11 protein-coding genes are annotated in these 14,024 nt (G+C 72.7%); 3 read left to right on the top strand and 8 right to left on the bottom strand.

Annotated elements, in window-relative coordinates; genetic code table 11:
- Positions 1–90: 90 nt before the first annotated feature.
- Positions 91–384 (bottom strand): hypothetical protein, encoded by a 294-nt coding sequence (locus ACFVFS_RS29195; RefSeq protein WP_380627734.1) that lies wholly within the window; start codon positions 382–384, stop codon positions 91–93.
- 54 nt (positions 385–438) lie between these two features.
- Here ACFVFS_RS29195 and holA point away from each other — a divergent pair, with 54 nt between their 5' ends.
- Positions 439–1,440 carry a DNA polymerase III subunit delta gene (gene holA / locus ACFVFS_RS29200; protein WP_380627735.1) on the top strand — a complete coding sequence of 334 codons (1,002 nt, stop codon included), beginning with the start codon at positions 439–441 and terminating at the stop codon, positions 1,438–1,440.
- A gap of 31 nt (positions 1,441–1,471) precedes the next feature.
- Here the strand turns inward: holA and ACFVFS_RS29205 are convergent, their stop codons facing one another.
- The 3 genes from ACFVFS_RS29205 to ACFVFS_RS29215 form a co-directional block, all read right to left on the bottom strand.
- Positions 1,472–2,302: a hypothetical protein gene (locus ACFVFS_RS29205; protein WP_380627737.1), complete on the bottom strand. Its 831-nt coding sequence runs from the start codon at positions 2,300–2,302 to the stop codon at positions 1,472–1,474.
- Between the two features lie 346 nt (positions 2,303–2,648).
- A complete protein-coding gene (rpsT, locus tag ACFVFS_RS29210) occupies positions 2,649–2,918 on the bottom strand; it encodes a 30S ribosomal protein S20 (protein WP_350566336.1) in 270 nt (89 codons plus the stop codon).
- A gap of 142 nt (positions 2,919–3,060) precedes the next feature.
- Positions 3,061–3,366 carry an antibiotic biosynthesis monooxygenase family protein gene (locus ACFVFS_RS29215; RefSeq protein ID WP_380627739.1) on the bottom strand — a complete coding sequence of 102 codons (306 nt, stop codon included), beginning with the start codon at positions 3,364–3,366 and terminating at the stop codon, positions 3,061–3,063.
- Between the two features lie 249 nt (positions 3,367–3,615).
- Here ACFVFS_RS29215 and lepA point away from each other — a divergent pair, with 249 nt between their 5' ends.
- Positions 3,616–5,487, top strand: a complete 1,872-nt coding sequence (gene lepA / locus ACFVFS_RS29220) for a translation elongation factor 4 (protein ID WP_380627741.1) — start codon at positions 3,616–3,618, stop codon at positions 5,485–5,487.
- A gap of 94 nt (positions 5,488–5,581) precedes the next feature.
- On the opposite strand, the gene ACFVFS_RS29225 is transcribed toward lepA, so the two are convergent.
- From ACFVFS_RS29225 to ACFVFS_RS29240, 4 genes are all read right to left on the bottom strand, one after another.
- Entirely contained in the window at positions 5,582–6,649 is a 1,068-nt protein-coding gene (locus tag ACFVFS_RS29225) for an NAD(P)/FAD-dependent oxidoreductase (protein ID WP_380627743.1), read from the bottom strand.
- Between the two features lie 129 nt (positions 6,650–6,778).
- Positions 6,779–7,774: an RNA polymerase sigma factor SigJ gene (sigJ, locus tag ACFVFS_RS29230; RefSeq protein WP_380627745.1), complete on the bottom strand. Its 996-nt coding sequence runs from the start codon at positions 7,772–7,774 to the stop codon at positions 6,779–6,781.
- A 114-nt stretch (positions 7,775–7,888) separates the two neighbouring features.
- Positions 7,889–9,787 (bottom strand): ABC transporter ATP-binding protein, encoded by a 1,899-nt coding sequence (locus ACFVFS_RS29235; RefSeq protein WP_380627813.1) that lies wholly within the window; start codon positions 9,785–9,787, stop codon positions 7,889–7,891.
- Positions 9,788–9,984: 197 nt separating this feature from the next.
- The gene (locus ACFVFS_RS29240; protein WP_380627746.1) at positions 9,985–11,718 is read right to left on the bottom strand and encodes an ABC transporter ATP-binding protein; all 1,734 of its coding nucleotides are present in this window, start codon (positions 11,716–11,718) and stop codon (positions 9,985–9,987) included.
- A gap of 321 nt (positions 11,719–12,039) precedes the next feature.
- On the opposite strand from ACFVFS_RS29240, the gene ACFVFS_RS29245 reads away from it, so the two are divergent.
- On the top strand, positions 12,040–13,962 hold the full coding sequence (locus tag ACFVFS_RS29245) for an AMP-dependent synthetase/ligase (RefSeq protein ID WP_380627748.1): 1,923 nt from the start codon (positions 12,040–12,042) through the stop codon (positions 13,960–13,962).
- Positions 13,963–14,024: the final 62 nt, after the last annotated feature.

Consider the following 14,024-nt stretch of genomic DNA (forward strand, 5'->3'; position numbering starts at 1 on the left):
CGGGCGCGCGTTCGGGGGGGGGGCGCCCCACCCCGGGGGGTGTTGGTCCGGCGGCCCCCCCACCGCCCCCACTCCGCAGCGGCCCGGCGGTCAGCTCTCCTCGCGCCAGCCCTCGTGGGAGGTGGCGACGGTGTCGAGGGCGCGCAGGAGGGCGGGGGTCCAGCCGTCCTCCGGGGGTTCCACGACCACCAGCCACTGGGCGTCCTCGGCGTCGTCCTCCCCGGCGAGGGCGTCGCGGACGATTTCGAGTTCGCCGAGGTCGGGGTGGTCCGCGCTGAGCCCCTCCGCCGCCTCCTCGGCGGCGTCGCGGTCGGGCAGGACGAGCAGTTGCCGGGCGTGCGGGTCGAAGTCGTCCGGCAGGTCGGTGGTGGGGTCTTCGGTCACCCGTCCATTCTCCAGGGACGGAGCTGTCCGTCCCCCGTGGGATGCTGGTAGGCGATGGCCAGGAAGAGTGCACCCGACGACCTGCTCGCCCCGCTGACCCTCGCGGTCGGCCAGGAGGAGCTGCTGCTGGACCGTGCGGTCGCCCAGGTGGTGGCCGCGGCCAAGGCGGCCGACCCGGACACCGATGTGCGGGACCTCCCGCCGGGCGGCCTGCAGCCGGGCAGCCTGGCCGAGCTGACCACGCCCTCACTCTTCGCCGAGCGCAAGGTCATCGTGGTCAGGGCCGCCCAGGACCTCTCCGCCGACTCCGTCAAGGAGGTCAAGGCGTACATCGAGGCCCCCGCCGAAGAAGTGATCATGGTCCTGGTGCACGCGGGCGGCGCCAAGGGCAAGGGCCTGCTCGACGCGGGCCGGAAGGCCGGCGGCCGCGAGGTGGCCTGCGCCAAGCTCGCCAAGGCGAGCGAGCGGCTGGCCTTCGTCCGCGGCGAGTTCCGCACCCTCGGCCGCTCGGCGACCCCCGAGGCCTGCCAGGCCCTGCTGGACGCGCTCGGCAGCGACCTGCGCGAGCTGGCCGCCGCGTGCAGCCAGCTCACCTCCGACGTCGAGGGCGCCATCGACGAGACCGTGGTGGCCCGCTACTACAGTGGCCGGGCCGAGGCGACCGGCTTCGAGGTGGCGGACCTGGCGGTCACCGGCCGGGCCGCCGAGGCGCTGGAGCGGCTGCGCTGGGCGCTGGCCGTCGGCCAGCCGCCCACCGGCATCACCTACGCGCTGGCCTCCGGCGTCCGCAGCATCGGCCGGCTGGCGACCACCGGACGGAACATGCGCCCGGCGGACCTGGCGCGCGAGCTGGGCATGCCGCCGTGGAAGGTGGAGCGGGTCCGCCAGCAGATGCGCGGCTGGACGGGCGACGCCGTGGCCACCGCCCTGACCGCGATCGCGCAGGCGGACGCCGCCGTCAAGGGCGGGTCCGACGACCCGGCCTTCGCCCTGGAGCGCGCCGTGGTGACCGTGGCGAGGGCCGCCCGGGCCGGATCCCGGGCGCCCTCGTACTGATCGACCCCGGCTGTCCCCGGCCGGGCTGCCGCTACGCGCCGCCGATCGCCTTGAGCATGTCCCGGGTGTCGTCGAGCATGGCCTTGCGCACGGTCTCGCGGTCCAGCGTGTGGTTCTTGCCGACCTGGTAGTTGTCCGTCCAGAACAGCGAGTACGTCATGGCGCCGTCGCGGACCTGCAGGTGGTAGTTGATGTCGTGGAAGGTCTTGTCCGCGCTGGTCGGCTCGTCGCCGTACGCGAGGTAGGCCTCCTCACCGAGGCCGGGCACATCGGTGATCTCGTACTTCTGCTGCTCGAAGTAGTGCCGCACGGCGGCGAACTCGGGAACGGAGTCGACGGCCTTGTGCAGCTCGGCGCGGATGTCGAGGGTGGCGTAGTCGGTGGTCTCGCTGTCGCCGGCCGTGCGCTTCATCAGCGCGTAGCAGCGCATGACGTCCATGGACTCGCTGCGGCCGGCGTGCTCCAGCGGGTAGTTGTCCACCATTTTGTACTTGCCCCGGAACGCGGTGAGCTTGCCCGCCTCGCAGATCTTGTCGACGGTGCGGTAGCCGCGGACGCTCTTCGCGGCCGACGTGCCGCCGACGATGCCGGGCACCGCGACGACGGCGCCGGTCCAGACCACCGAGGCGATGATCGCGCCGACGAACGCCCAGACCGCGTTGCGCCGCAGTCCGCCGCCCCGCCCGCCGTCCGGGGCGGTCGGAGCCGTCGGGGCGCCGGGGGCGCCGGGCGCGCTGGGCAGGCCCGGCGGCGGCCCGAAGCCGGGCGTGCTGTGCGGAGCGGGCGCCGACGGCTGCGGCGGGAAGCCGGCGAAGCCGGGCCCGCTCTGCGACGGCGGTGGCGGTGGCGGCGGTGTCCCCAATGTGTGCCCCCCTCGGGCCCTCGGCGTGGCTGCCGAACACCCGGGACCCTACCCGGTCGCACCGGAGGCCGGGACCAGGTCCGTCGGCCCCGTCCGGTCCGCGGACCGCGACCGCGCCCCCGGAGCGCGGACCGGCCCCGGACACGCGTACTGCCCGACCGGTGGGGACCGATCGGGCAGTAGCGGGAAGGCCTGTGAGCAGGCACTTCCGGTCAATCTCTGTGCACCGCACCCGCGTGGCGAACGCAGGCCGCGTGCGGTGCGAAGTTTGTCGCGCCTCGGGTGTCCGGGTAGAGGGCCGGGTCGTCCCGAGGGGGGTGGGGCCGTCGATGCGGCCCCGGGGGCGTCAGGCCTGAGCGGCGGCGTTGACGCGCTTGGTGATGGCCGACTTCTTGTTGGCGGCCTGGTTGGCGTGGATGACGCCCTTGCTCACGGCCTTGTCCAGCGCCTTGGAGGCGGCGCGGGCCAGCTCGGTGGCCTTCTCGGTCTCGCCGGCGGCAGCGGCCTCACGGGCCTTGCGCAGGGCGGTCTTCAGCGAGGACTTGACGGCCTTGTTGCGCAGGCGCGCCTTCTCGTTGGTCTTGTTGCGCTTGATCTGGGACTTGATGTTCGCCACGAAAGTGCCTCAGTCTGTGTCATTGGTCGGAACGGGCTGCACCGCGCGGCCGTCGGGCCAGCTGAGAGGGCATGCCGAGGCCGGGTGCAGCGCCCCACGCTACCAGGGGCGCCGGGCCCGGCCAAAACCGGGCGGAGCCGGCTCAGGCCCGCAGGACCGGCTCGCCGTAGTGCTCGACCTCGGGGAACGGCCGGTAGAAGTGGTGCAGCAGTTCGCGCCACCGCCGGTACTCGGGGGAGCGGCGGAACCCCTCGGTGTGGTCGGCCAGGGTCTCCCACTCCACCTGGAGCAGGAACCGGGAGCCGCGCCCCTCGTCCAGGCAGCGGCGCAGCTCCAGGGAGCGGAAGCCGGGCCGGCCGGCGATCAGCGGACGGGCCTCGGCGAAGGCGGTGAGGAACTCCTCCTCCCGGCCGGGCAGGACGTCGAGCAGAGCGCTTTCCAGGATCATGGCCCGCCATCCTGCCGTGCCCGGCTCGAACCCGCACCGGAGGTCCGCCGGGCCCTCCCGGCACCCGCCGCGAAGGCTCCCGCCGCCCGGTCCGGCGGCCCGAACCGGACGGTGGCGCGCGGCCCGGTCGCGGGAGGTGGGAAGATGGGAGGAACTATCTCGATCGGACGACCGTCCGGTCGCCCGGGAAGCCGGTCAGCGATGATCCGGACACCCCCGGCCCCCGGACCAACGGAGAATCGGACCAAGGTGCCCGCGACCCCCAGCAATGTGCCAGAGCCCAGCCGTACCGACCCGGCGCTGATCCGCAACTTCTGCATCATCGCCCACATCGACCACGGCAAGTCGACGCTCGCCGACCGGATGCTGCAGATCACCGGTGTGGTCGACCCGCGGCAGATGCGTGCCCAGTACCTCGACCGCATGGACATCGAGCGCGAGCGCGGCATCACCATCAAGTCGCAGGCGGTCCGACTCCCCTGGGCGCCGCTGACCGGCCCCGACGCCGGGACCACGCACATCCTCAACATGATCGACACCCCGGGCCACGTGGACTTCACGTACGAGGTGTCCCGCTCCCTCGCGGCCTGCGAGGGCACCATCCTGGTCGTCGACGCGGCCCAGGGCATCGAGGCGCAGACCCTCGCCAACCTGTACCTGGCGCTGGAGAACGACCTCACGATCGTCCCGGTGCTGAACAAGATCGACCTGCCGGCCGCCCAGCCGGAGAAGTACGCCGAGGAGATCGCGCACATCATCGGCTGCGACCCGGCCGACGTGCTGAAGGTCAGCGCCAAGACCGGCCTGGGCGTCGAGGACCTGCTGGACCACATCGTCAACACCGTCCCGGCTCCGGTCGGCGTCGCCGACGCCCCGGCCCGCGCGATGATCTTCGACTCGGTGTACGACGCCTACCGCGGCGTGGTCACCTACGTCCGTGTGGTCGACGGCCAGCTGACCAAGCGCGAGCGCATCGCCATGATGTCCACCGGCGCGACCCACGAGCTGCTGGAGATCGGCGTCATCTCGCCGGAGCCCAAGGTCGCCGACGGCCTGGGCGTCGGCGAGGTGGGCTACATCATCACCGGTGTGAAGGACGTCCGGCAGTCCAAGGTCGGTGACACGATCACCTCGCAGCACAAGGGCGCCACCGAGGCGCTGGGCGGCTACAAGGACCCGCGCCCGATGGTGTTCTCCGGCCTGTACCCGCTGGACGGCTCGGACTACCCGCTGCTGCGCGACGCGCTCGACAAGCTGCGGCTGAACGACGCGGCCCTGGTGTACGAGCCCGAGACGTCGGTGGCGCTGGGCTTCGGCTACCGCTGCGGCTTCCTCGGCCTGCTGCACCTGGAGATCATCCGGGAGCGCCTGGAGCGCGAGTTCAACCTCGACCTCATCTCCACCGCCCCGAACGTGGTCTACCGGGTGATCATGGAGGACGGCACCGAGCACACCGTCACCAACCCGAGCGAGTTCCCCACCGGCAAGATCGCCGAGGTGTACGAGCCGGTCGTGCGCGGCACCATCCTGGCGCCGAACGAGTTCGTCGGCGCGATCATGGAGCTGTGCCAGTCCCGCCGCGGCAACCTCCAGGGCATGGACTACCTGTCCGAGGACCGCGTCGAGCTGCGCTACACCCTGCCGCTCGCCGAGATCGTCTTCGACTTCTTCGACCAGCTGAAGTCCAAGACCCGCGGCTACGCCTCGCTGGACTACGAGCCCATCGGCGAGCAGACCGCGAACCTGGTGAAGGTCGACATCCTGCTGCACGGCGACGCGGTGGACGCGTTCTCCGCGATCGTGCACAAGGACAAGGCCTACGGCTACGGCGTGATGATGGCCGGCAAGCTGCAGAAGCTGATCCCGCGCCAGCAGTTCGAGGTGCCGATCCAGGCCGCGATCGGCTCGCGCGTGATCGCCCGCGAGACGGTCCGCGCGATCCGCAAGGACGTCCTCGCCAAGTGCTACGGCGGTGACATCTCCCGCAAGCGGAAGCTGCTGGAGAAGCAGAAGGAGGGCAAGAAGCGGATGAAGATGGTCGGCCGCGTGGAGGTCCCGCAGGAGGCCTTCATCGCCGCGCTGTCCACCGACGCCGAGGCCCCCAAGGGCGAGAAGAAGTAGCGACGGCGCCACCGCGAGGGGCCCGGGACGCCCACCGCGTCCCGGGCCCCTCGGGCGTCCGCCCCGGCCGCACCCGCCGGGGCGGGCGGCCCGCTCAGCGCAGCGACAGCACGACGCTCCTGAGGATCGCCGCCTTGGCCAGCCGCCCGGCGCGCCCGGTGAGCACGGCCGGCCGCATCGAGTCGTCGCCGTGGATGAACTGCAGCAGTCCGTCGCGCCGGCCGAGGCTCAGGCACTGGACGACGTACCGGAAGGCGAACGGCTTGTCGGTGCGCCCGGTGAGCACCTTGCCGAGGTACTGGCCCTGCGGCAGGGCGGTGGCGCAGCCCATCCGCAGGGTGCCGGTGCCGGGGACGGTCACCTCGGCGGCGTCGCCGATCACGTACACCTCGGGGTGCGAGACCGACCGCAGGTGGTCGTCGACGACCGCCTGTCCGGCGGGGGTGACGGCGAGGCCGGCCTCGCCCGCCAGCGGGTGCGGCTCCATCGAGGCGGCCCAGACGACCAGGTCGGCGTCGATCCGGCCGGCGGCGGTGGTGAGGCCCCGGGCGTCGACGGCGGTGACGGCGCTGTGCTCGTGGATCCCGACGCCGAGTCCGCGCAGTACGCGGTGGACGTGGTCGTGGCCCTTGGCCGAGAACCAGCCGCCGACCCGGTCGGCGGCGACGATCCGCACGGTCCAGCGGGGGTGGGCCTCGGCGAGTTCGGCGGCCAGCTCGATGCCGGTGGCGCCGCCGCCGACGACCGCGACGGTGCCGGGGCGCTCGGCGGTGCGCAGCCGCTCGGCGACCTCGGTGGCCCGCTCGACGGGGTGGGCGTGCTCGGCGGCGCCGGGGACGCCGTGCCAGGCGGTGCGGCTGCCGAGGGCGTAGACGAGGGTGTCGTAGGCGAGGGTCTCGCCGTTGTCGAGGAGGACCTTGCGGCCGGCGAGGTCGAGCTCGGTGGCGCGGGCCCGGACGTGCCGCACGCCGCGGCCGCGCAGCACCTCGGCGACGGCGGGCCGGGGCACGGGGATGCCGGCGGTGGTCTCGTGCTGGCGGATGCGGTGCAGGATGCGGCTCTCGGGGGCGACCAGGGTGACCCGGCCGCGCTTTCCGGCCCGGGTCGCGGCGGCGAGGCCCGCATAGCCGGCGCCCAGTACGACGATCTGCTTGTCGGTCATGTCGTCCCGCTCCTTCGTGGCGCCGTCGTCGGCGTCCTCTCCCGGCCTCCCCGGGGTGGCCGGGGAGCGCTTCTCCGCGTGTTCGGAAGGGGGACGACGGCGCCCGCGGGAGTGTGACGGTGACCTGCGTCACACTCCCGGAGGGGTGGTGAGGCCGTCGAGGTGGGCGAGCTTCTCCGGGTTGACCACGGCGAACGCCTCGGTGATCCGGCCGTCGGCGACGGCGAAGGCCATCACGCCGCCGACCACGCCGGGCCGCGCGTACCAGACCAGGCCGGGCTCGCCGTTGACCAGGGCGAACTCCACGGCGGCCTCGGCGGTGACCCACTTGGAGACCAGGCCGAGCACGAGCCGGGACACCTTGACGGCGCCGAGCACCGGGCGGGCGCCGGCGCTGACGACGCCGCCGCCGTCGGAGTGCCAGACGATGTCGGGGTCGAGGACGGCGAGCAGGCCCTCGATGTCGCCGCGGGCGCTGGCGGCGGCGAACGCCTCGACGGCCTGCCGGTGCTCGGCGGGGTCGGCGGTGGCCCGGCGGCCGCCGTCCTTGACCCGGCGGCGGGCGCGGGAGGCGAGCTGGCGGGTGGCGTCGGGGCTGCGGTCGAGGGAGGCGGCGATCTCGTCGAAGCCGACCGCGAAGACGTCGTGCAGGACGAAGGCGGCGCGTTCGGCGGGGGTGAGCTGTTCGAGCACGGCGAGCAGCGCGAGCGAGACGGATTCGCCGCGCTCGGCGAGGTCGGCGGGGGAGGCGGGGGCGTCCTGGTAGGAGAGGGACGGCTCGGGCAGCCATTCGCCGAAGTAGGACTCGCGGCGGGCCCGGGCGGAGCCGAGCTGGTCGTAGCAGAGGCGGGTGACGACGGTGGTGAGGTAGGCGCGCGGGTCGGCGACGGCGGTGCGGTCGGCGGCGCGCCAGCGCAGCCAGGCCTCCTGGAGGACGTCCTCGGCGTCGGTGAAGGAGCCGAGCATCCGGTAGGCGACGGAGCCGAGGTAGCGCCGGTGGACCTCGAAGGCGTCCGGGTCGGCGGCGCCGGCGGGCGTGCCGGCACCTCCGGACACGCCGGCGGCGGGCCGGGCACCGGGCCGGGAGGCGGGCTGGGCGGCGTTCGCCGACGGTTCGTCACTCACGCCCCTTACGGTAGCGCCCGCCCCCGCGGCGGCCGAGGGCGGCGGGCCCGGACGCGCGGGAGCCCGGGGCGGACGCGAGGACCGTCCGCCCCGGGCTCCCGGTGGCCGCGGGGGCTACTCGACCTCGGCGACCGCCTCGGCGAACTGCGCCTGGTAGAGCCGGGCGTAGGCCCCGCCGGCGGCGATCAGCTCGTCGTGGCCGCCCTGCTCGACGATGGAGCCGTTCTCCATCACGAGGATCACGTCGGCGTCCCGGATGGTGGAGAGCCGGTGGGCGATGACGAAGCTGGTGCGCCCGGTGCGCAGCCGGGCCATGGCCCGCTGGATGAGCACCTCGGTGCGGGTGTCGACGGAGCTGGTGGCCTCGTCGAGGACGAGGATCGAGGGCTGGGCGAGGAAGGCGCGGGCGATGGTGATGAGCTGCTTCTCGCCGGCGCTGACGCCGGTGCCCTCGTCGTCGATGACGGTGTCGTAGCCCTCGGGGAGGGTGCGCACGAAGCGGTCGACGTGGGCGGCCCGGGCGGCCTCGACGACCTGCTCGCGGGTGGCCCCCTCGGCGCCGTAGGCGATGTTGTCGGCGATGGTGCCGCCGAACAGCCAGGTGTCCTGGAGGACCATGCCGATGCCGGAGCGCAGTTCCTCGCGGGACATCGCGGCGATGTCGACGCCGTCGAGGGTGATCCGTCCGGAGCTGACCTCGTAGAACCGCATCAGCAGGTTGACCATGGTGGTCTTGCCGGCGCCGGTGGGTCCGACGATGGCGACGGTCTGGCCGGGCTCGACCTTGAGCGAGAGGTCCTCGATGAGCGGCTTGCCGGGGTCGTAGCGGAAGGCGACGTCCTGGAAGACGACCCGGCCGCGCAGGGTGTCGGGCCGTTCGGGCATGGCCGGCTCGGGGGTCTGCTCGGGGGCGTCGAGGAGTTCGAAGACGCGCTCGGCGGAGGCGACGCCGGACTGCACCAGGTTGGCCATGCTGGCGACCTGGGTGAGCGGCTGGCTGAACTGGCGGGAGTACTGGATGAACGCCTGGACGTCGCCGATGGACAGCGCGCCGCTCGCCACCCGCAGGCCGCCGACGACGGCGATCAGCACGTACTGGAGGTTGCCGATGAGCATCATCGCGGGCTGGATGATGCCGGAGATGAACTGGGCCTTGAAGCTGGAGGCGTAGAGGGCCTCGTTGTGCTCGCGGAAGGTCTCGGCGGACTCCTTCTGCCGGCCGAAGACCTTGACCAGGGCGTGGCCGGTGTACATCTCCTCGATGTGCGCGTTGAGCTGCCCGGTGGACTTCCACTGCTGGACGAACTGGGGCTGGGCGCGCTTGCCGACGCGGGTGGCGACGACGACGGACAGCGGGACGGCGATCAGCGCGATGAGGGCGAGCAGCCAGGAGATCCAGAACATCATGGCGAGCACGCCGACGACGGTGAGCAGCGAGTTGACCACCTGGCCCATGGTCTGCTGCATGGTCTGGCTGATGTTGTCGATGTCGTTGGTGACCCGGCTGAGGACCTCGCCGCGGGGCTGCTTGTCGAAGTAGCTGAGCGGCAGCCGGGCGAGCTTGGCCTCGGTGTCCTGGCGCAGCCGGTAGCCGGCGCGCTGGATGGCGCGGGCGGCGAGGCGGCCCTGGACGATGCCGAAGGCGGCGGAGGCGACGTAGATGGCCAGGACCCAGAGCAGGACGGTGCCGATGGCGCCGAAGTCCATGCCGTGGCCGGGGGCGAAGTCGACGGAGGAGAGCAGGTTGGCGAGGTCGCCGTCGCCGCGGGCGCGCAGGCCGTCGATGATCTGCTGCTTGGAGGCGTCGGCGGGGAAGCGGTTGCTGACGACGCCGGCGAAGATCAGGTCGGTGGCGTGGCCGAGGATCTTGGGGCCGACGATGGCGGCGCCGATGCTGAGGACGCCGAGGGCGAGGACGCCGGCGATGAGGGCGCGCTCGGGGCGGAGCAGTTTGAGCAGCCGCTTGCCGGAGGCCTTGAAGTCCATGGACTTCTCGGCGCCCTGGCCGCCCATGAAGCGGCCGGGGCCGGCGGGTCCGCGGCGGGCGGCGGCGGCCTGCGAGTCGCCGGCCTGGGGCGGACGGCCGCCCGCGCCGGGGCCGCCGGGGCCGCCCGCGCCGTTGGGCCCTCCGGGGCCTCCGGGGCCTCCGGGGCCGCCCGGACGTCCGCCGGGCGCCTTGTCGAAGCCGGGCGCGGACTTGTCGGGGCTGGTCACGCCGCCTCCTGCTCGGTGAGCTGGGAGAGCACGATCTCCCGGTACGTCGGATTGCCGGCCATGAGCTCGCCGTGGGTGCCGCTGCCGACGACGGCGCCCTCGTCCAGGACGATGATCCGGTCGGCGTCGCGGATGGTGGAGACGCGCTGGGCGACGATCACCACGGTGGCCTCGGAGGTCTCCCGGGCCAGCGCCTTGCGCAGCTTGGCGTCGGTGGCGTAGTCGAGCGCGGAGAAGGAGTCGTCGAAGAGGTAGACGTCGGGCCGGCGCACCAGGGTGCGGGCGATGGCCAGGCGCTGGCGCTGGCCGCCGGAGACGTTGGCGCCGCCCTGGGAGATGGGCGCGTCGAGGCCCTCGGGGAGCTGTTCGACGAAGTCCTTGGCCTGGGCGATCTCCAGGGCGTGCCAGAGTTCCTCGTCGGTGGCGTCGGGCCGGCCGTAGCGCAGGTTGCTGGCGACGGTGCCGGTGAACAGGTAGGGCTTCTGCGGGACGAGGCCGACGCTGTCGGAGAGTGCGGCGGGGTCGAGTTCGCGGACGTCGACGCCGCCGAGCAGGACCTGGCCGGAGGTGGTGTCGAAGAGCCGGGGGACGAGCCCGAGCAGGGTGGACTTGCCGCTGCCGGTGGAGCCGATGACGGCGGTGGTCTCGCCGGGGCGGGCGGTGATGCCGATGCCGCGCAGCACGGAGGCCTCGGCGCCGGGGTAGCGGAAGTCGACGTCGCGCAGTTCGAGGTGGCCGCGGCGCAGCACCTCGGTGATCGGGGCGGCGGGCGGCACGACGCTGGAGGAGGTGTCGAGCACCTCCTGGATGCGTTCGGCGCAGACCTCGGCGCGCGGCACCATCATGAACATGAAGGTGGCCATCATGACGCTCATGAGGATCTGCAGCAGGTAGGAGAGGAACGCGGTCAGGGCGCCGATCTCCATGTCGCCGCTGTTGATCCGGTGGGCGCCGAACCACAGGACGGCGACGCTGGAGACGTTGACGACGAGCATGACGCTCGGGAACAGGTAGGCCATCAGCTTGCCGACCTGCAGCGAGACGTCGGTGAGGTCGCCGTTGGCGCCGGCGAACCGGTTCTGCTCGTGGTCGTCCTTGACGAAGGCGCGGATGACCCGGATGCCGGTGATCTGCTCGCGCAGCACCCGGTTCACGGTGTCGATCTTCTCCTGCATGCTGCGGAAGCGCGGGCGCAGCCGGCGGACCAGGAGGGCGACGACGAGGCCGAGCAGGGGGACGACGGCCAGCAGCAGTCCGGAGAGCGGCACGTCCTGGTTGAGGGCCATGATGATGCCGCCGACGCACATGATCGGTGCGGCGACCATCAGGGTGAACGACATCAGGACCAGCATCTGGACCTGCTGGACGTCGTTGGTGGTGCGGGTGATGAGGGAGGGGGCGCCGAACTGGCCGACCTCGCGGGCGGAGAAGCCCTGGACCCGGTCGAAGACGGCGGCCCGGATGTCGCGGCCCACCGCCATGGCGGTGCGCGCGCCGTAGTAGACGGCGCAGATGGAGCAGAGGGTCTGCAGGAGGGTGACGCCGATCATCACGGCGCCCACGCGCAGGATGTAGCCGGTGTCCCCCTTGATCACGCCGCTGTCGATGATGTCGGCGTTGAGTGTGGGCAGGTAGAGCAGCCCGAGGGTGGAGACCAGCTGGAGCAGCACCAGCAGGATGATCGGTCGGGTGTAGGGGCGCAGGTACGCCCTGAGCAGTCTGATCAGCACTGGCTCACTCTTGTCGTCGGCGGCGGCGTTGGCATCCCAATTCTCGTTGTTCGGGAGGCCGGCACAGGAGATTCCGGGCAAGCGAGCCGGATCTTTGTCCAGCCCTTTGCCGAACGTTCCGCGGGGCCCGGTGGTGCCGTGCACCGGCGGTCCGGGAGAGTGCCGCCTCGGCCCGCCCTCTTACGGAATGACCGGTTTCCCCCTAGGCTGCTGACAGCCCTCTTGTTACTCGCCGGTATCGGCTCCGGTTGCCTGGGGGCCGGCGGCCGCCCCCACGGACGCCACCCCGTTCAGACGGCCACCCGCCTCCGGAGGTCCTCGTTGAGTTCCGCGCAGTCCCTGATCGACTCCGGCCGTCCCGACATCGTCGCCGGGCGTCCCGCTTCCGTCGCCCACCTGTTCCAGGAGCGGGTCGCGCTGACCCCGGGCGGCGAGGCATACCGCTACCCCGTCCCGGTGGACGAGCACGCGGCGGACAGCACCCCCGGCGCCGAGCAGTGGCGGTCGCTGACCTGGGCGCAGACCGCGGCCCGGGTGCACGCGGTGGCGGCCGGCCTGCTCTCGCTGGGCATCGAGGCGGAGGACCGGGTGGCGCTGGCCTCCTCCACCCGGCTGGAGTGGATCCTCGCCGACCTCGGCAACATGTGCGCGGGCGCGGCCACCACGGCCGTCTACCCGAGCACCAACGCCGACGAGACGGCGTTCATCCTCTCCGACTCCGGCTCCCGGGCCCTGTTCGCCGAGAACGCCGTCCAGCTGGACAAGGTGGTCGCCGAACTGGACCGGCTGCCCGGGCTGGAGACGGTGATCCTGTTCGACGCGCCGGACGGGCCCCCGTCGGCGGGCCGGCTGCGGGTGATCACCTTCGCCGAGCTGGAGCGGCTCGGCGCCGAGCACCTGGCCGCGCACCCGGACGCGGTCGAGAAGGCGGTCGCCGCCCTCGACAAGGAGCAGCTGGCCACCCTCATCTACACCTCCGGCACCACCGGGCGCCCCAAGGGCGTGCGCCTGGTGCACGACTGCTGGGCCTACGAGGGGCGGGCGCAGGAGGCGAGCGGGCTGCTGGCCGCGGACGACGTGCAGTTCATGTGGCTGCCGCTGTCGCACGTTTTCGGCAAGACCCTGATCTCGGGGCAGATCGCGACCGGGCACGTGATGGCGCTGGACGGCCGGGTGGACCGGATCATCCACAACCTCCCGGTGATCCGGCCGACCATCATGGCCTCGGCGCCGCGGATCTTCGAGAAGGTCTACAACGGCATCGCCGGCAGGGCCCGGGCCGAGGGCGGCGCCAAGTACAAGATCTTCCTGTGGGCGGCGCGCACCGCCCGCGACCACGCCCGCGCGGTCCAGGAGAGCCGGGTGGCGACCGGCGTGGGCAGCGCCCCGGCGGTGCTGCGGATGAAGCACGCGCTCGCCGACAGGCTGGTGTACGCGAAGATCCGGGCCGCGTTCGGCGGGCGGCTGCGCGGGGCGGTGTCCGGCAGCGCCGCGCTGGCCCCGGAGATCGGCTACTTCTTCGTCGGCGCCGGGGTGCCGATCCTGGAGGGCTACGGGCTGTCCGAGACCAGCGCCGGCTCCTGCGTCAACCGGGCCGAGGACATCCGGGTGGGCACGGTGGGCCGGCCGCTGCCGGGCACCGAGGTGCGGATCGCCGACGACGGCGAGATCCTGCTGCGCGGCCCCGGCGTCATGCGCGGCTACCACAACCTGCCGGAGAAGACCGCCGAGGTGCTGGAGGCGGACGGCTGGTTCCACACCGAGGACATCGGCGAGCTGTCCCCGGACGGCTTCCTGCGGATCACCGACCGCAAGAAGGACCTGTTCAAGACCTCCGGCGGCAAGTACGTCGCGCCGAGCGAGGTGGAGGGCAGGTTCAAGGCGTCCTGCCCGTTCGTCAGCAACATCCTGGTGATCGGCAACGGCCGCAACTACTGCACCGCGCTGATCGGCCTGGACGAGGCGGTGATCATGCCGTGGGCGGCCGAGCACGGCATGGCCGGCGCGTCCTACGCCGAGGTGGTCGCCGACCCGCGGACCCGCGAGCTGATCGAGGGCTTCGTGCGGCGGCTCAACGGCCGGCTGCAGCGCTGGCAGACGATCAAGAGGTTCCACCTGCTGCCGCGCGACCTGGACGTCGAGCACGGCGAGCTCACCCCGAGCCTGAAGATCAAGCGCCCGGTGGTGGAGCGGACCTACGCCGAGGCGGTCACCGCGATGTACGAGGGCGCCAACGAGGCCTGACCCGCCCGTCCCGTACGGCCCGCGGGGCCGTACGGGACGGACGGCCCCGGCGGTACGGGACA

The organism is Kitasatospora sp. NPDC057692, from assembly GCF_042799475.1.
In the GTDB taxonomy this organism is placed as follows: Bacteria; Actinomycetota; Actinomycetes; order Streptomycetales; family Streptomycetaceae; genus Kitasatospora.